Source organism: Solwaraspora sp. WMMA2059 (assembly GCF_027497315.1).
In the GTDB taxonomy this organism is placed as follows: domain Bacteria; phylum Actinomycetota; class Actinomycetes; order Mycobacteriales; family Micromonosporaceae; genus Micromonospora_E.
Map to the genome: position 1 here is coordinate 3,130,102 of NZ_CP114908.1, position 17,962 is coordinate 3,148,063.

Annotated in this window: 16 protein-coding genes and 1 pseudogene; 8 read left to right on the top strand and 9 right to left on the bottom strand. The window is 71.8% G+C overall.

Annotated elements, in window-relative coordinates:
* The 7 genes from O7553_RS14315 to O7553_RS14345 form a co-directional block, all read right to left on the bottom strand.
* Positions 1-666: a DUF4178 domain-containing protein gene (locus O7553_RS14315; RefSeq protein WP_281555601.1), complete on the bottom strand. Its 666-nt coding sequence runs from the start codon at positions 664-666 to the stop codon at positions 1-3.
* Positions 667-777: 111 nt separating this feature from the next.
* Positions 778-1,425: a dienelactone hydrolase family protein gene (locus O7553_RS14320; protein ID WP_281555287.1), complete on the bottom strand. Its 648-nt coding sequence runs from the start codon at positions 1,423-1,425 to the stop codon at positions 778-780.
* A 99-nt stretch (positions 1,426-1,524) separates the two neighbouring features.
* Positions 1,525-3,672 (bottom strand): aminodeoxychorismate synthase component I, encoded by a 2,148-nt coding sequence (gene pabB, locus O7553_RS14325; protein ID WP_281555288.1) that lies wholly within the window; start codon positions 3,670-3,672, stop codon positions 1,525-1,527.
* Positions 3,673-3,777: 105 nt separating this feature from the next.
* Positions 3,778-4,032, bottom strand: a complete 255-nt coding sequence (locus O7553_RS14330; RefSeq protein WP_281555289.1) for a hypothetical protein — start codon at positions 4,030-4,032, stop codon at positions 3,778-3,780.
* A 68-nt stretch (positions 4,033-4,100) separates the two neighbouring features.
* Positions 4,101-5,075 (bottom strand): hypothetical protein, encoded by a 975-nt coding sequence (locus tag O7553_RS14335; RefSeq protein ID WP_281555290.1) that lies wholly within the window; start codon positions 5,073-5,075, stop codon positions 4,101-4,103.
* Positions 5,075-6,412, bottom strand: a complete 1,338-nt coding sequence (locus O7553_RS14340) for a choice-of-anchor B family protein (protein ID WP_281555291.1) — start codon at positions 6,410-6,412, stop codon at positions 5,075-5,077. The genes O7553_RS14335 and O7553_RS14340 overlap by 1 nt, the downstream gene beginning before the upstream one ends.
* Positions 6,413-6,577: 165 nt before the next feature.
* On the bottom strand, positions 6,578-7,366 hold the full coding sequence (locus O7553_RS14345; protein WP_281555292.1) for an SAM-dependent methyltransferase: 789 nt from the start codon (positions 7,364-7,366) through the stop codon (positions 6,578-6,580).
* A gap of 385 nt (positions 7,367-7,751) precedes the next feature.
* On the opposite strand from O7553_RS14345, the gene O7553_RS14350 reads away from it, so the two are divergent.
* Together O7553_RS14350 and O7553_RS14355 are read left to right on the top strand one after the other, a co-directional pair.
* A complete protein-coding gene (locus O7553_RS14350; protein WP_281555293.1) occupies positions 7,752-7,910 on the top strand; it encodes a hypothetical protein in 159 nt (52 codons plus the stop codon).
* Between the two features lie 25 nt (positions 7,911-7,935).
* The gene (locus tag O7553_RS14355; protein WP_281555294.1) at positions 7,936-8,862 is read left to right on the top strand and encodes a low temperature requirement protein A; all 927 of its coding nucleotides are present in this window, start codon (positions 7,936-7,938) and stop codon (positions 8,860-8,862) included.
* On the opposite strand, the gene O7553_RS14360 is transcribed toward O7553_RS14355, so the two are convergent.
* Positions 8,768-9,967, bottom strand: coding sequence for a helix-turn-helix domain-containing protein (locus O7553_RS14360; protein ID WP_281555295.1), 1,200 nt, complete (start codon positions 9,965-9,967; stop codon positions 8,768-8,770). The genes O7553_RS14355 and O7553_RS14360 overlap by 95 nt on opposite strands.
* A gap of 203 nt (positions 9,968-10,170) precedes the next feature.
* On the opposite strand from O7553_RS14360, the gene O7553_RS14365 reads away from it, so the two are divergent.
* From O7553_RS14365 to O7553_RS14390, 6 genes and pseudogenes are all read left to right on the top strand, one after another.
* Complete coding sequence (locus O7553_RS14365; protein ID WP_281555296.1) at positions 10,171-12,435, top strand: aminotransferase class III-fold pyridoxal phosphate-dependent enzyme; 2,265 nt, start codon at positions 10,171-10,173, stop codon at positions 12,433-12,435.
* Between the two features lie 4 nt (positions 12,436-12,439).
* Positions 12,440-14,056 carry an FGGY-family carbohydrate kinase gene (locus tag O7553_RS14370; protein WP_281555297.1) on the top strand — a complete coding sequence of 539 codons (1,617 nt, stop codon included), beginning with the start codon at positions 12,440-12,442 and terminating at the stop codon, positions 14,054-14,056.
* Between the two features lie 4 nt (positions 14,057-14,060).
* Positions 14,061-14,783: an FAD-dependent oxidoreductase gene (locus O7553_RS14375; protein WP_281555298.1), complete on the top strand. Its 723-nt coding sequence runs from the start codon at positions 14,061-14,063 to the stop codon at positions 14,781-14,783.
* Positions 14,780-15,427, top strand: a complete 648-nt coding sequence (locus O7553_RS14380; RefSeq protein ID WP_281555299.1) for a hypothetical protein — start codon at positions 14,780-14,782, stop codon at positions 15,425-15,427. Before O7553_RS14375 ends, O7553_RS14380 begins: the two co-directional genes overlap by 4 nt.
* Positions 15,428-15,769: 342 nt before the next feature.
* Positions 15,770-16,015, top strand: coding sequence for a hypothetical protein (locus O7553_RS14385; RefSeq protein WP_281555300.1), 246 nt, complete (start codon positions 15,770-15,772; stop codon positions 16,013-16,015).
* A gap of 32 nt (positions 16,016-16,047) precedes the next feature.
* A pseudogene (locus O7553_RS14390) lies at positions 16,048-16,470 on the top strand (N-acetyltransferase); the annotation flags it as partial.
* Positions 16,471-16,473: 3 nt separating this feature from the next.
* On the opposite strand, the gene O7553_RS14395 reads toward O7553_RS14390, so the two are convergent.
* On the bottom strand, positions 16,474-17,856 hold the full coding sequence (locus O7553_RS14395) for an MFS transporter (RefSeq protein ID WP_281555301.1): 1,383 nt from the start codon (positions 17,854-17,856) through the stop codon (positions 16,474-16,476).
* Positions 17,857-17,962 lie beyond the last annotated feature (106 nt).

The window sequence follows — 17,962 nt, forward strand, 5'->3', positions numbered from 1 at the left end:
TCAGGCCTTCCCGACGGTAGGTGCCTGACCGGCGGAGGGGTAGATCATCACCTCGGCGCGGTGCAGCACCTCGCCGAAGCCGACCTCCCACCGGCCCGAGTCGCCAAAGCCTTCGAAGGACAGCCGGGCGTTGTCCGGGGCGGTGTAGTCGAAGTAGCGCACGAAGCCGCTGGGGGCCAGCCCGGTCGCCCCGACGCTGGTGAACCGGGCCTGGCCGGACTCGTCAAGCCGGTACCGGCGCCCGGCGACGTCCACCGCAGCCGGGCCGGGCTGCAGGTGTTGCAGGTCGGGCCCGGCCGCCCGCCACAACACCAGCTCCAGGTCGGGATCGGACTCGACGGAGAGCCACAGCTTGTCGCCCCGCGCGTCGTCGAGGAAGTGCTCGCTCCAGGTCCAGCTGCCCTCGGCGAAGTGCAGGCTGCCGCGGACCGCGTACGACTGTGCCCGGATCTCCACGATGTCGCCGGGGCCGAGGCGACGCGGATCGCCACGCAGCGCGTCGGTGTCCCCGGTGTGGAACGGGTCGACCGGTCCCCCACCGGACCTTCTTCGAGAGCTGCCGCCGCGGGTCCGGGTCTGCCACACGGCGATCGCCGCCACCACCACACCAGCCGTCGCGATCAGGCATCCCAGCCCGGTCACCAGGTAAGCAATGGTCCCGTTCATCATCGCCGCCGTCCTCCGCACGTCGCACCGGTCGACGACCGTAACAAGTGCGCGCACGTCACTCACCGGTAGCGCGACTAAGTGACGGGTCAGCTACAGAAAGCAGCGACTTCAGTGCAGGTGTGTGTCGAACCATCCGGCGGCGTCGGCGGCGACCCGGTCCAGCGCGCCCGGCTCGGCGAACAGGTGACCGGCGCCTGGCACCACCCGCAGGTCGTGCGGAGCCCGCAGGGCAGCCGCAGCCGCCGCGTTGAGCTCTGCGACCTGCGGATCAAGCTCCCCGACCAGCAGCAGGGTCGGTGCCCGCACCTCGGCCAGGACGTTCCCGGCCAGGTCCGGCCGACCGCCCCGCGACACCACGGCACCGACCCGTTCCGGCCGGGACGCGGCGGCACTCAGCGCCGCCGCCGCGCCGGTGCTGGCGCCGAACAGCCCTACCGGTAGGCCGTCGAGCTCCGGCTGTTCGACGGCCCAGTCCACCACCGCGGTCAGCCGCCGGCTGAGCAGGGCGATGTCGAAGCGCAGTTGGGCGGTGGTCGCGTCGATCTGCTCCTCTTCCTTGGTCAGCAGATCGGCCAGGACGGTCGCGAGGCCGGTCGCGTGCAGCCGGCCGGCCACCATCCGGTTGCGTGGACTGAGCCGGGAGCTGCCGCTGCCGTGGGCGAACAGCACCACCGCGCGGGTGCGGGCGGGCACCACCACGTCAGCGTCGAGCGCGACGTCGACGGCGGGGACGCGGGTCGCAGTGTCCTGGGCCACCTGGGCCGGATACCCGGCCGGCGACCGGTCATGCCTGCGACTTGACGATCAACCGTTGGCCGGCGGATCGCCCTGGCTGCCGGTGTCCAGCTCACCCCGTTATTGGACCGACCTGGTGGCCGACCGGTACGCGACGAGCAGTGCCCGTGCCTTGAGCATCGTCTCGTCGTACTCGTCGGCCGGGTCGGAGTCCAGCACGATGGCACCGCCGGTGCCGACGGTGAATCCGTCGCCGGTCAGCACCGCGGTACGGATCACGATGCTGAGATCGGCACCACCGCCAAGGCCGAAGTAGCCGAGGGCACCGGAGTAGATCCCCCGGGCCCGCTGCTCCAGCCGGTCGATGATCTCCATGGTGCGCAGCTTCGGCGCACCAGTCATTGACCCGCCGGGGAAACACGACCGTACGCAGTCGACCGCGCCTACCGACGGACGCAGCCGCCCTTCGACGGTGGACACCAGTTGGTGCAGGGTGGAATAGGTCTCGGTGGCCAGGAACCGGGGAACGCGCACCGAGCCGACCTCGCAGACCCGGCCGAGATCGTTGCGGAGCAGGTCGACGATCATCAGGTTCTCGGCCCGGGTCTTGGGCGAGCTGGCCAGCGTACGACGTAGACGGTCGTCCTCGTCGGCGTCGTCCGCGCGGGCCGAGGTGCCCTTCACCGGGCTACTGTCGACCCGGCCGTCCGGGCGGATGCGCAGGAACCGTTCCGGTGAGGAGCTGGCCACGGCGATGTCGTCCAGCCGCAGGTAGGCGGCGTAGGGCGCGGGGTTGGTCCGGCGCAGCGTCTGGTAGTAGGCCAGCGGATCCGCGACCGGTGGCAGCCGCAACTGGTTGGTCAGGCAGATCTCGTAGCTCTCGCCGCGGCGCAGCTGAGTGCGGGCCGCGTCGACGTCAGCGAGGTAGTGGCTGCGGTCGCGGGCGGACGTCACCCACCGCCGCAGGTCCGTCCCGGCGGGCGGTGCCGCCGACTTGCCGGACGGCCCGGGCCGCGCCGACGACGGCACCACCCGCAGCCGGGTCGCCGTCGCCGCCAGCCAGTCCCGGGCGGCGCGCTGCCCGGCGTCGTCGACGCTCAGCGCCACCAGGTAGGTGCGCCGGTGTAAATGGTCGACGGCCACCAGCCGGTCGGCGAAGATCCAGACCGCGTCGGGGGTGTCGGCCCGGCGGGCGGTGGTGGGCGCGCAGTCGGCCTTCATTTCGTAGCCGAGATAGCCGACGTAGCCGCCGGCGAAGTCGAACGGCAGCTCGGCTGGGGGCATCCGCCGCCGCGCCAACCGCTGGCGCAGCACGTCGAGTATGCCGCCGGGCTCCTGCTCGACCGGACGGGCCGGCCGGCGCACCTCGACCCGGCCGCTGCCGACCCGGTAGCTGAGCACCTCGGCCAGCGGTCCGTCGGCGTCACCGAGGAAGGAGAACCGGGAACGCCCGGCCGCGACGTCGGCGCCGTCGAGCCAGTACGCGTACTGTGCGTCGGCGTACAGCTCCAGGAAGGCCGCCTCGGTGTCGATCTCCGTGTCGACGACCGTCACGTCGCACCGCCAGCCGGGGTCGGCAGCCGCAGGGTCAGGGGCCGGCTGCCGGGTTGTCACCGACGCGGTGGCGGCGCGGCGCGGCCCGGCCGTCACCGGACGGACGGTGGCGGTATCAGTGGCGGTGGCTGGCCCGACGGCCCGCGCCAGGGCCAGGAAGTTGCCGACCAACCGGGCGCCGTGTTCGGTGCCGATCGACTCCGGATGGAACTGCACACCCCAGCGGGGCAACCGACGGTGCGTCACCGCCATCACCGTGCCGTCGGCGGCCCTCGCGCTCACCATGAGGTCCGCCGGCACCGGTTCGGTCACCTGCAGCGAGTGGTACCGGACCGCCGCGAAACCCTGGGGTATGCCGGCGAACAGTCCGGTGCCGGTGTGCCGCACCCGGTCGACCTGGCCGTGCCGGGCCCGTCGCTGGTCGACCCGCGCGCCGGCGTGCAACGCGATCGCCTGGTGACCGAGGCACACCCCGAGCACCGGCAGATCACGCCGACGGTCGAGCAATTCCCACCCCCAGCCGAGGTCGGTCACCCGGTGCGGCCGACCTGGGCCGGGCGAGATCACCACGCACTGCGCGGCGATCTGGTCGACGGCGGCGAGCCGGGGGTCGTCGTTGGCCAGCACGGTCGGCTCGCTGCCGGCGACCGCCGCGAGCAGCTGGAAGAGGTTGTACGTGTAGGAGTCGTAGTTGTCGACCAGCAGGATCCGCACCCGCCACCTCCCACCGCGTCACGGCACCGGCCGATTGTCCACCATCCGCCGGAGCGTGTTCTCGCGGTCGCCGACGGCGCCGGCGCCGGCAGGTACCGGAACGGCTCACCTGTCGGCCTCCGGGGCGGTCTCACCGACCAGTCGTTCGACGGTCGCCGGCGCGTACACCCGGGCACGGCCTACCAGCGCGACGATGAGCGGAGCGAGGACCGCGGCGAGGCCGAGGACCGCGGCCTGTTGTGCCTCGGTGAGCGGCAGGCCGAACGCGGTCACCACGCCCAGCAGCGCGGTGACTGCGGCGGTGATGCCGCCCACCGACCACAGCGGTTCGGAACTGCCCGGATTAGGGGTGACGGTCACGGGAAACCTCCTGGTCGAGCGGACACCGCCAAGACGCGGGACCGGGCCGGGAGGTTGACCGGTGCTGGTCAGATCGCGGTGACACTGAACTCTGCGGTCCGCACCACCTGACCGTGCTGGAATTCGAAGAACAGCTGGTAGGTGCCGGCCGACGGGACCTGGACGGCGAACGCCACCACCGAGCTCGGGTTGGTCGCCGGGGCCGGATGCACGTGCAGGTAGCCGAGGTCGCCGTGGCGCAGCGCGACGAGGTGGCCGAACGAGCTGAGATACGGCTCCAGGTCCGGCACCGGCTCGCCGTCGCGGCCGAGCCAGACCAGTACCTGGGAGGCCTCACCTGGACGCAGTCCGCCGTCCAGGGTGACTGTGTAGCCGTCGACCAGGACGGTCGCTTCGTCCACCGGGGCAGCCGGGCGGATCGTGTACCCGCCGGTGACCAGCAGGTCCGCGCCGAGCGTCAACGACGTGTCGGCACCGGCCGGGACGAAGTCGGCGATCATCCGGTAGGCGCCGCCGCCGGGCAGGGTGATGCCCACCCGCCAGGTGCCGGCCGGGTCCCGCTGCGGGTGCAGGTGCTGGTAGCCGGCGAAGTCCCGGCCGACCACGACCAGGTGCAGATCCCGCTCGTGGTTACGCCGGTAGCCGGTCAACGGTGCACCGTCCGGGCCGAGGATCCGAAAGGCCAGCTCGGCGGCGGCCTCGGCGGTGGTCGGAGCATCCAGCAGATCCAGCCGGTATCCGTCCTGGCTGACACCGAGACCGCCGACCACATGTCCGGCGTGGGCGGCGGTGGACCCGCCGACCGCCGACGTACCGGCAGCCGGGCCGGTCGCCCGGCCGGCGACGAACCCGGCGGCGGCGACCAGCAGGGTCAGCGTCGCGGCCGTGACGATCCGGCTGGTCGGTCGGCGGCCGGTCGGTGCCGGGGCAGCACCCGGCGACCCTGGCGGGGCGGCAGCCGGCGACCCCGCCGGCGCGGCAGCCGGCGACCCCGCCGGCGCGGCAGCCGGCGGGGTCGTGTGTCGGGTGGTGGAGGTCGTCATCAGACCGGAATCCGGCGGTCGACGGTCACCGGCCGGTCTGCGGCCGACGTGACAGCGGGCAGGTTCGGCCGGAGCACGAACAGCCCTTGCTCGATGCCGCTGACCACCACCGTTCCGCTGGCGAAGTACGGGTACACACTCCATGCCCCGTTCATCGAGGCGGAGTCGCTCGACGGGTAGACGTCGAAGTACCCAGCTTCGGTCAGCGTCCCGGCGGCGATGCCGCTCAGGTCGAGGATGCGCAGTCCGGCCCGGTAGTTGGCCTGGTAGCTGTAGTTGCCCTTGACGTACTGGTTGTGGTCGGTGGCCGCCGCCGAGGAGGTATGGGTACCGATGTGCCGGGGCGCGTCAAGGTCGTACAGGTCGAAGACGAAGGTCCTCGTCCCGCCACCGGCGCGGGTCTCGTCCAGCTCGTCGTCGAGGACGAAGTACCGGTGGTTGTCGGTGAGCCAGCCCTGATGGGTGTACTGCCGGCCGGAGTACGCGGCCCGGACGATCTGCCGAGGACTGGCCTTGCTGGTCACGTCGACGATGGTTACGGTGTCCTCGTTGGAGCTGACGCAGATCTCCCGGCCGGTGTAGGCGCTGTCCGGGCCCTGGTAGACGACGCACTGGGTGTCGTGGGTGTAGCCGTCCTGGTTGACGCATCCGGCGTAGGCCGGAGATGTGGGCGTCCTGATGTCGATCATGTGCAGGCCGCCCCGGCAGGTGTTCGATCCCACCGCGTACGCGTATCCGGTCTGCTCGTTGATCGCGATGTTGTGCGAGTTGCCGAACCGGTTGTAGTGCGCGTCCGCAGTGAAGGTCTGCGGGCTACCCACGCCGCGCAGCCGGGTCAGGTCGAACACCTGCATTCCGTGGCCACGGACGTCGGCGACGACGAAGGCGTGGTTGCGGTGGACCTTTATGTCGCGCCAGATCGCGGTCCGGTTCTGGTAGGCCGGCAGGTTGCCGAGGTACACCGGCGCGGTGGCATCGGTGACATCGACAAACGAGGTGCCGTTGCGGCGCCCGACGATCGCGTACTCGCGGCCGGTGCCCGGATCCGTCCAGCCCCAGATGTCGTTGGCCTGGCTGCCGCCGATCTGGCTCAGTGGCAGGAAGGCCATCAGGTCCACGTTGCGGCATGGGTAGCCGCCGGCCTGGCCGTTGCTGCAGTTCACCTGCGCCAGCGCGGTGAGCTGCTGGGTTGGCTCCCGCTGGGCCATGAAGGCCACGGCCGAGGACCGGCCGGCGGGTGTGTCGGGGTCGTGAGCCGACGACGCCCCGGGTAGTCCGGCGAGCAGCCCGCCGACCAGGGCCAGTGTGACAGCGGCTGTCGTCCATCGGGTTCGCATCCGGGCCTCCCCTGCCGTCGCTGCGATCGCCGCCGCCGGCTGCCCGTCAGGCGGCTCCCGACCGACCTTCGGACGCCGTCGCGTCGGCTCCTGCGCCAGGCGTGCGACGTCCGAAGTGTCCGGTCAAGAGCCGGGGAGGATACCGAACCGCTCATACCGGATCGGTTATCCGACGCGGGCCATCCCGCCGTAGCCGAGCTGCCGGGACGGAGTCTGTGCGTCCACGTCGAGACCCGGGTCGGGCCGCCAGTCCGCCATCAGGGTCACGCCGGGCTCGACCAACTCCATCCCGTCGAACCAGGAGGTGATGGTGGCCTTGTCCCGGACGTAGAGGTTCGCGCCGACGCCGGCCCGGTAGGCGGCGACCATCCGGTCCACCTGCCCACGGGTCTCCTCGTCCGCGGTGTCCGCGCTGAGGTGCGACATCGCGATGTAGCTGCCCGGTGCAAGCGCGTCCCGGTAGGCCGCGACGAGCCCGGCCGGATCCTCGTCGTCCTGCACGAAGACGAGCAGCCCGCCGAGGACGATGCCGACCGGCTGCGACAGGTCGATCAGCTCGCGGACCGCCGGATGCGACCACACCTGGTCGGGGTACTTGCCATCGACCTCAGCCATCGCCACCAGCGGTTCCGTGGCGAGGATGTCGTCACCATGGACGACAGCCGAATGGTCGTTGTCCACGTAGATCACCCGGGCCTGCGGATCCAGGGCGTGCGCCACCTCGTGCGTGTTGCCGACCGTCGGCAGTCCTGAGGCGATGTCGATGAGCTGCCGCACGCCCCGGCCGACCAGGTAGCGCACCGAACGGCGCAGCCAGTCGCGGTTGCTCCGGGCGAGCAGGTCGACGCTGGGCAGCATCAGCTTGATGCGTTCGGCCCGCTCACGGTCGATCGCGAAGTTGTACAGTCCACCAAGGTAATAGTCGTAGATTCGGGCGATGTTGGCGTTTTCCACATCGGCTCGTACATCGCCCGACTGTCCGATAGTTGCCGTCATTTGCACGACCCTTCAGCGAGATGACGGACACACCGGACAGGCGCGCCCGCGAACACGAATGCTGGCACGGCAACTATAAGTGGGATCATCGAGTCCAGACAGTGCCACGGGATGATCGCACTGGTGCACAGCGACGAGATCCATCGGGCCATTTCCGGGTTTTCCAGTCCGTATCAGCTGTCAGCCGGCCCGGGCCGACGGCGGCCCGACCACTGCCCGGCGTCGATTTTCGGTCCGCCACCCGTCAACGAACTACGATCACCGTAGGTGAACAAGCGCACACCGACGGGTCTGGGTCGGTACGTCCGGACGCAGGTACCGCGAGGCCGCTGCGGAGGCAGGCATGGACGAGACCCGGCCGGCGCGCGGCGGGCTGCGCTCGGTCCGTCCCGGCGCCCGGGTCGACCGGCTGGAGATCTTCTTCGACCTGGTCTTCGTCTTCGCGTTCTACAACAACGCCCGGGTGACCTCACCGGCCAGGGTCTCGTCGCCGGGATGCTGATCCTGGCGCTGCTGTGGTGGGCGTGGTGTTCACACCTGATGCTCGCCAACCGAATCCGGCTCGGGAGGGCATCGCCCCGCTGGTGATGTTCGCGGCGATGGCAGCGGTCTTCACCGCCGCGCTGACCATCCCGCAGGCGTTCACCGACAAGCCGAGCGGCCTGCCCGGTCCGCTGCTGATGGCCGGCTGCTACCTGGTCGTCCGGGGCCTGCACCTGCTGCCGTACCTGGGTCTGTCGTCGAACGTCGTGTTCGCGTTGCAGGTCGGCTGTTGGCTGGCCGCGCTGACGGTCGAGTACGCCGCCGGATACCTGCTGACCACCTGGGGATGGGCGGTGCGGGCGGCCAACCACTGGGTGGAGCGGTTCGAACTCATCCTGATGATCGCGCTGGCCGAACTGATCGTGTCGGTCGGCGTCGGCAGCGACCTGATCGCCCGGCCGGTCACCTGGCCGGCGGGTGGCGGCGCGACCTTCGCGGTGGCGGTCGCCGCCGCCCTGTGGTGGTCACACTTCGACCTGGTCGCGCCGGCCGCGCTGCAGGCGTTCCACGCCACGTTGTTCTTTGTCGCCCAGGTGGGGTTCCAGGCCCGGATGCTCGGCACGGTCACCGTCACCCGGGTCGCGGTCGTCGGTGTGCTGGTCGGGCTCGTTCCGGTCGCCGCCCGGGCGCCGGCGCTGGCTGGTACCGCGCTGCTGGCCGTGGTGTGCGTCGGCCTGGTCCTGGCCGAGCTGGTGCTGCTGCGGAAGTCCCGCCGGCGGCTGCGGGAGGCGTCGATGCACGAGCGGCTGACCCACGAGGCCCGCGAGTCGGCGTGGCGGCAGCGCCGCTACCACCGACCGGCCGGCGCAGGACCGGTCAGCGGGGGTCAGCGGCGGCGAGCACCACCAGCAGCTCGAACCGTCGGTCCGGGTCGTCCAGGTCGCCGCCGAGCAGCGTCCGCAGCCGCCTGAGCCGGTAGCTGACGGTCTGGGGATGGATGAACAGGTCGGCGGCGACCGCCGACCTGGACCCCCAGTGCCGCAGCCAGCTGTGCAGCGTACGCAGCAGTCCGTCGCGCTGGGCGGGCGGCAGCGCGGCGAAGGGCGCCAGCCGGCGGCCGGTCAGCACCGCCAGCGCGTCGGGCTGGCCGTGCAGCGCCAGCACGGTGAGGTGGTCCTCGGCGAAGACGGCGGTACGGTCGACGGGACCGCCCTGGTCGGCTCCGCCGGTCCGGACGACGGTCGCCGCGAGCTCGGCAAGTCGTACCGCCTGGGGCACCTGCGGCCAGGGCAACGCCGGGCCCACCGTGGCCCGCCAGCCGCGCAGTGCGTCGGCCAGCGCCGGTCGGGTGGTCCGGGGGCCGGCGCGCAGCAGCAGTACGGCGTCGCGGCCCCGGTCGACCACGATCCCGTCGGTACCGAACCGGAACCGTGCGTCGCGGGCCTGCCGGGCCGGCAGCACGACCGGCAGCACGGTGGCCAGGTCCCGCCAGCCGGCCCGGGCGGCGGCCGCCGCGACGGTGGCGGCGCCGGCTCCGCCGACCAGCAGCAGTTCGCCGAGCTGCCGGCGGGCCCGGTCGCCCTCACCGGACTGTTCGCGCAGCTGGCGGGCGAACCCGTCGGTGCCGGCCGCAGCCAAATCGTCGACGAAGCCGGTGACCGCGTCGGCGCAGTCGGCAAGGGCCTCGGCGTCGACCGGTCGCACCGTGGCGAGCGCCTGACCGACCTGACGCAGCAGCAGTCGGCCGGCCACCCGCAGGGCGGCGAGCAGTGCCTGGGGGCCACGGTCCTCCCGGGCCTCGGCCGCGCCGAGCGCGACGAAGACCTCCCGCACCCGGGGCGGCAACGCCGGCTCGGTGGTGCCGACCAGATCCAGGAAACGCTGGAGGGCCACGTCGACCGCGGTCCGGACGTCGGCCTGGAGTTTCGGGTCGTCGATCCCGACGAACTCAGGGGTCAGTTCGGTCACCGCGGCGGCCACCGTGTCGACCACCGCCGCCAGCCGGGGCCGCATTGCCGGGGCCAGCTCGACGGGTAGCCGCTGCCAGGGGGTGACGGTCACCGGACGGACGGGCACCCCGCCATCCTGTCACTTGGCGACAATCCGGTCGGGGAATCCGGCCCAGAGCAGCGGGTAGACGGCAGCGTACGCAGGCGAGGATTGTCACATGGTGACAATCCGGTCGCTGTTTTCCGCTGCCGGCGGGACGGTGTCCCAGCGCCGGCCGGCAGCGAGGATAGGTTCTTCGCCGCGTACCCCGGAGGACCGGAGGACCCGCCATGGACCACCACACTTCCCGCCGACACGTCGTCGAGATGTGTCGAACCATGCTGGACCGGGGCTATCTGAAGGCCACCGAGGGCAACGTGTCGGTCCGGGTTCCGGGGCACCGGCTGTACGCCGTCACGCCGAGCAACTACGACTACGACCGGATGCGGATCGAGGACGTCTGCCTGGTCGACTTCGACGGTACGCACGTACCCGACGGCACCGGTAGTGACCTCGCGCCATCGATCGAGGCCGGGATGCACGCCAACATCTACCGGCAGCGGCCCGACGTCAACGCGATCGTGCACACCCACCAGCCGTACGCCTCGGCCCTGGCGTTCCTGCGCCGTCCGATCCCTGCGCTCACCGACGAGCAGGTGCGCTTCCTCGGCCGCGAGGTGGCGATCGTCGACTACGCCCCGTCCGGCACCGGGATGCTGGCCCGCAACGTGCAGAAGAAGGTGGCTAGCGGCGACAACGCGTTCATCATCGCCAACCACGGGGTCGTCGCGCTGGGGACCGAACCGGACCGCGCGGTGTTCAACATGGCACTGCTGGAGAAAGTGTCGATCGCCTATCTCCTGGCGTTGACCAGCGAAGCCGGCAAGGTCTACACCATCCCGACCGCGGTCCGGGAGGTCGCGTTCACCAAGCTGCGCGCCGATGAGAAGCGGATCGCCGCGCAGATCACCGAGGCGGTTCCGCCGGTGCGGGTGCCCGCAGATGAGCAACTGCCCAGTGCGGACGCGGTGGCGGCGGCGATCGCCGCCGCCGGGCCGCCGGTCGCCGACACCACCACCGTGCAGACCCCGGGCAGCGAGTCCGCGCGACTCGGCTACGCGATCACCGAGTACCTCGACGTCGACGACACGATGCGCCGGCTCAAGGCCCTGGTCGCTCAGCCGGTACGCGGGTTGCGTCACGACGCGATGCTCGACGTGCTCGGCTACTTCAACGACCGGTGCCGGGCCAGCAAGGAGATCACCGAACGGGCAAAACGCCGCATCCCGGGCGGGGTGCAGCACAACCTGGCCTTCAACTACCCGTTCCCGTTGGCGATTGACGCGGCCGACGGCGCCTACCTGACCGACCGCGACGGCAACACCTACATCGACTTCCTGCAGGCCGGTGGCCCGACGATCCTGGGCAGCAACTACGGCCCGGTCAACGAGCAGGTTGCCGCGGTGGTGAAGGAGTCGGGGCCGGTGACCGGGCTGTTCCACGAGTACGAGCTGAAGCTCGCCGAGATCATCCACCGGTACCTGCCGCACATCGAGATGTACCGGTCGCTCGGCTCCGGCACCGAGGCGGTGATGGCGGCGGTCCGGGGTGCCCGCGCCTTCACCGGCAAGCACATGGTGATCAAGGTCGGCGGCGCCTACCACGGCTGGTCCGACACGATGGTGTACGGGCTGCGAGTGCCCGGCACGTACCGGATGAACGCCAAGGGCATCCCGTTCGGCGCCACCGCCAACACCCGGGAGGCGTTCCCGCACGATCTCGGCGCGTTGCGCCGCAAACTGATCGAGAACCGGGTCCGCGGCGGCACCGCCGCGGTGATCGTCGAGCCGCTCGGCCCCGAGTCCGGCACCCGACCGGTGCCACGTGACTTCAACGCCCGGGTCCGCGCGTTGTGCGACGAGTTCGGCGCGCTGCTGATCTTCGACGAGGTGGTCACCGGGTTCCGGGTCGGGCTCGGCGGGGCGGCCGGCTACTTCGGCGTCATCCCCGACCTGACCGTGTTCGGCAAGGCGGTCTCCGGCGGCTACCCGATGGCCGGCGGCGTCGGCGGGCGGGCCGAGGTGATGGCCGTCTTCGGCGCCGGGCTCGACGGGCGCGGCGGGACGCACATCCAGGTCGGCGGCACCCTGTCGGCGAACCCACTGTCCTGCGCGGCCGGCTACTTCGCCATCGCCGAGATGGCCCGGACGAACGCCCCGGTGATCGCCGGTCGGGCCGGGGACCGGCTCACCCGGGGGCTGCAGCGGCTGATCGACCGGTACGGTCTGCCGTACGTGGCCTACAACCAGGGGTCGATCGTGCATCTGGAGTGCAGTGGCGTCATGCTGCTCGACATGCGCAACCCGATCAAGCTGCTCAGGGAGAACAAGTCCCGCAAGCGGCTGATGGAGCAGATGGGTGCGGCGTACACGGCGCACGGTGTCGTCACCCTGGCCGGCTCCCGGATGTACACCTCGATGGCCGACACCGACGAGGTGATCGACTCCGCGCTGGACCGTTTCGACCGGGTGTTCGCGCAGGTGGAAGGGGTCTGACCCGGTGCCGGCCACGCCCCCGCAGGTTCTCGCGATCGACCTGGGCACCTCCGGGATGAAGGCGGCGCTGGTCGCAGTGGACGGCACGGTGACCGGCTGGGCTCAGCGGCCGGTGCCGCTGGTGGTGCTGCCCGGCGGCGGTGCCGAGCAGGACCCGCACGACTGGTGGCGGGCGCTCGCCGAGGTGGTCGCCGAACTCGGCCGGGCTCATCCGGAACACCTGCGGGCGGTCACCACCGTCTGCTCGTCCGCGCAGGGTGAGGGGACCATCGCGGTGGACGCCGCCGGTGAACCCCTCACCCGCTGTATCACCTGGTTGGACATGCGCGGTGCGGCGCACCTGCGTCGGCAGTTCGGCGGCTTTCCGGCGTACGGCGGAATGTCGGTCCGCCGGATCGTCCGCTGGCTGCGGCTGACCGGCGGGATGCCGTCCGCCACCGGTAAGGACCCGGCCGCACACATGCTGCTGGTCCGCGACACCATGCCGCAGGTGTACGCGCGGACCGCGACCTTCCTCAACGCGCTGGACTGGATCAACCTCAAGCTGACCGGCCGTACGGTGGCCACGGTCGACTCGATCCTCACCTCGTGGGTGACGGACAACCGCCGACCCGACCGGGTCCGCTACTCCCCCGCCCTGGTCGCCGACTGCGGCATCGACGCGGACAAACTGCCGCCGATCGTGGCCTGCACCGAGGTGATCGGCACGCTGTGCCCGGACGCCGCCGCCCACCTCGGTCTGCCGCCGACCGTCCAGGTGGTGGCCGGGGCGATCGACACCACGGCGGCGGCGATCGGCGCCGGCACCACCGCCGACGACGACCCGCACCTGTACCTGGGTACCTCGTCGTGGATCGCGGCGCACGTGCGGCGCAAGAAGACCGACCCGGTCGCGCAGATCGCCGCCGTGCCGTGCGCGATCGGCGACCGGTACCTGATGACCGCGCTGCAGGCCACCGCCGGGGCGAACCTGACCTGGCTCAAGGACAAGATCGTCGAGTACGACGATCCGCTGGTCGGTGCCGGCCGCCTCGCCACCGACGAGACGTCGATCTTCGACGCGTTCGACGCGATCCTGCCGACCGTGCCGGCCGGCGCGAACGGGGTGCTCTACCTGCCGTGGCTGTACGGCGAACGCGCCCCGGTCGACGATCCGGACCTGCGTGCCGCGTTCGTCAACATCTCGCTCGACACCAACCGGTCCGATCTGTTGCGGGCCGTCTTCGAAGGCGTCGCGTTGAACACCCGGTGGCTGTCGGCGGCGGTCGACCGGTTCCTCGGCACCCCGGTGACCTCGTTGACTGTCACCGGTGGCGGTGCCCGGTCGACGGCCTGGTGCCAGATCTTCGCCGACGTGCTCGGCGTCGAGGTGCGTCGGGACCCGGACCCGGTCGCGGTCAACGCCCGTGGCGCCGGCTGGATCGGCGCGGTCGGCACCGGGCAGCTGACGTTCGGGCAGATCCCGGCGTTGCTGCGGACCGACCAGGTGTTCGCCCCGACGGCGGCGCACCGCGTCCGCTACGACGAACTCTTCGACGTCTACCGGGAACTGCACCGCCGACTCGCCCCGGTGTACCGGCGGATGCCCGGTGGTGCACATCGGACCGATCGACGAAGATAGCGGCATGGTCCGATCCGTTCCCGCCACTCGGCACGCGGTCGTCATCGGCGGCAGTCTCGCCGGGCTGTGCGCGGCCCGCGCCCTCGCCGAACACGTCGACCGGGTGACCGTCGTCGACCGCGACCGGTTCCCCGACACGCCGCAGGTCCGCGCCGGCGTCCCGCAGGCGCACCATCTGCACGTGCTGATCACCGCCGGGCAGCGCGCGCTCGATCAGCTCTTCCCCGGTCTGATCGCCGAACTGCACGCCGCCGGCGCGGTCCGGGTCGACGCGCCGACCGACGTCCTGTACCTCACAGCGACCGGCTGGCGGGAACGGTTCCCGGCGACCCACCAGCTGGTCGGGACCAGCCGGGAACTGCTCGACTGGACGGTGCGTCAGCGGCTGGCCGTCGATCCACGCATCCGGTTCGAGCCGGCCCACGACGTGGTCGGGCTGCTCGGCGCCGACGGCCGCGACGCGGTCACCGGCGTACGGATGCGTCCCCGCGCGGCGGGTGCCGCCGAGCGGAACCTGCCGGCCGACCTGGTGGTGGACGCCAGCGGCCGCGGCTCACACGTGCCGGACTGGTTGGCCGAGCTCGGCTACGGCCGCCCCGACGAGACCCGGGTCGACTCCGGACTCGGCTACGCGAGCCGGCGCTACCTGCTGCCGCCGGGCGCCAGTAACGGGTGGAAGAACATCGTGGTGATGCCGCAGCCGCCACGCTCTGGTCGGGGCGGGTGATCTACCCGATCGAGAACGGACGGTGGATGGTGACCCTCGGCGGACTCGGCGGGGACCACCCGCCGACCGATGAGGCCGGTTTCCTGGAGTTCGCCCGCGGGCTGCGCAGCCCGCTGATTCACCAGGCGATCCGCGACGCCACGCCCGACTCACCGATTCACGGGTTCCGCAACACCGCCAACCATCGCCGCCGGTACGAGGCGATGCCACGCTGGCCGGACGGGTTCGCGGTGGTCGGCGACGCCTCGTGCACCTTCAACCCGGTCTACGGCCAGGGAATGGCCGTGGCTGCCCGGACGGCGGTGGTGCTGGCCGAGCAGCTGCGCGACAGCGGTGGCACGCTGGGCCGCGCGGCGCAGGCCCGGGTGGCCGACTGCAGCGAGACCGCCTGGCTGATCGCCACCGGCGCCGACCTGCGGTACCCGACGACCGTCGGGCCACGGCCACGGCGCGGCGGTGGACTGTCCCGCTGGTACCTGGACCGGGCAGCCGACGTGGCCAACCGCGATCCGTACGTGCAGCGCGCCCTGACCGACGTGTTCCACCTGGTCGCACCGTTGTCCGCAGTGGTCCGCCCGGCCGTCGCGCTGCGGGTGCTGCGCGGTCGGCCCGGCCCGCAGCTGGTCGCACCGCCGTCGAGCTGACGCTGCCGACGCGGATGAGACTCCTACGGAGCCGGTGGGCGGCGCCGGCCACGGTCCTGGTGTGGCTGATCACCCGGGCCGCGCTGATGGCGGTCTACGCACAGCTCGTTCCCGGGTTGGACGCCGGTGAGGTGTTCGCCGACGTCGACCTGTACCGACGGTGGAGCGGGCAGCTGCGCGACGGCCGGGTGCCGGGCGCCGACCCGATGTGGCAGTACCCGCCGGGCGCGGCGGCGTTGTTCGTCGCGGTCGGCTGGCTCGCCGAGTCGACGCGGACCGGCTACGCCACGGTCTCTGACCCGCCGGGACACCACACAACGGGCACCGGCCCTGCTGATCGTCGTGGCGACCGTACTGACCAGTGCCTACTTCCCGTGGTTCTATCCGGACGTGATCGGCACGCCGGGCTGGCCGGGGGCCGTGCTGCTGGCCGCCCGCAACGCGGTCCTGGTCGCCGCGACCGGGATCGGTCTGCACCGGCTGCTGGTCGGGCACCGGGTCGTGCCGGACGCGGCCCCGGCGATGGCCGGGCACCGGCCGCCGGTCGCCGGGACCGTCGGCCTTGGCAGAACCCGGGCATACAGTTAGGTTAGGCTCACCTCATCGCTGAAGGGAGTGGGATGGGCCTCGAACGCACGACGGAGACCGGCACCGGCCGCCACCGGGTGGTGCTCACCGACCAGGTACAGATCGATGCTCTCGCGAAGGTCTACCGCCAGGTGCACGCCAAGGACCTGCACCTGACCGACCACACCGAGCCGTCGGTGGAGCAACGGCTGGAGTGGACGGCGCAGGCACCCGGATTCGCCGCCACCGTCGGCTACGTCGGCGACCAGCTGGTCGGGACGGTGATGGGGTGTCCGCTGCCGCCGGAGACTCTCTGGTGGCGCGACCTGCGGTCGGCCGCCGACCCGGACCTCGCCCGGGAGTGGCCGGGGCGGACCTTCGCCGTCTGTGAGGCGTTCGTGCTACCCGAGTTCCAACGCCAGCAGGTCGGCGTGCCGCTGTTCTCCCAACTGCTGGCCAGCCGCACCGAGGAACGGGTGTCACTGGCGGTCGCCGATTCCAACACCCGGGTGCTGCGCAGCATGCGGGTGCTGGGCTGGCAGCACGTCGGCGACCTGGTGCCCTTCCCCGGCTGGCGCCAGCACGCCATGTTCGTCCGGCCGTTGCCCTGGTGACCCGGTCGGTCCCGGAAACGACTCCGGGCCGGTCGCCGGCCGGTACCGGCGCTGGTGGCGGACGCCGACGGCGACTCCGGCGAGGACCAGCACAATCGCGGCCACCGCGACCGCCGGGTAGCCCACCCGGGCCGCCACCGTCAGGCCGAACGCCGCGGCCAGGTAGGAGCAGACCAGCCCGAACGACGACAGCACCGTGAAGTCGGTCCCCCCGGTGCCCGGCCGCGAGTAGTCCATGTTCACCGTGTACAGCGCGACGTTCGCCACCGTGTACGCGGCCATGAAGCAGCACAACGCGACCGTGGTGAAGCCGCCGGCGGCCCGTCCGGTGAGCATCGGCAGCAGCAGCACCGTGGCGACGGCCAGCGACACGCCACCGGCCACCAGCACCCCGGACCGCCCGATCCGGTCGACCAGGCCACCGGCCACCAGCCCGGCGACGACGGCCGGGACACTGGTGACGATCCCGGTCACGAAGCCGATCCGCTGCAACGACCAGCCGGCGTCGACCAGGGCCGGCGACACCAGGCCGTAGGCCGCCCCGGCTCCCATGTAGAGCAGGGGCACCACGCCGAGCGCCCAGCGGCGGCAGCCGGGCTGGCCGAGGACGGACAGCAGCGCACCGTACGCCTGACGCGCCCCGGCCGGCCGGGCGATCCGCTCGGGCTCGCGGAACCGCCACACCACCAGCAGCCCGGTCGCGGTGAGCGCGGCGAGCAGGCCGACCGCCGCCTGCCAGCCGAGCCGGTCGTAGACCACCACGCAGACGCCGCCGCCCAGAATGCTGCCGAGGTAGCTCGCCGACACCTGGATCCCGTTGCCGGTACCCCGGACCGAGTCGGCCAGCATCCGCACCGCGACCGCGTCGGCGGCAATGTCCTGGGTGGCGGACAGAAAGACGAACAGCGCGCAGATCAGCACCACCGGGCCGATCCGCCCGGTGGCCGGGTCGGCCGCGAGCAGGGCCAGCAGGGCCAGCACCATGCCGCTCTGCAGCACCAGCAGCCAGGAGCGGTAGTGGCCGCCGCGCCGTGGGCCGTACCGGTCCAGGACCGGTGCCCAGAGGAACTTCACCGGCCAGATCAGGCCGATCAGGTTGAGCAACGCGAGCGTGTCCAGCGAGGTGCCGCCGGCGCGCAGGATGCTGGCCAGCCCGACGGTGATGAACCCGAATCCCAGGTACTGGGTGACGTACAGCGCGGTCAGGGTCGACATGGTCCGCCCGCGGGCGGCGACGGCAGCGGTCATCCGGCCGCCCTCCCGCCGACGCCGAGCGGCCGCCCCGGAATCCACTGGGTAATCCACCTGGTGGGATGCAGGTCACAAGCACTCGCTCGGCCTCCGCTGACGGCAT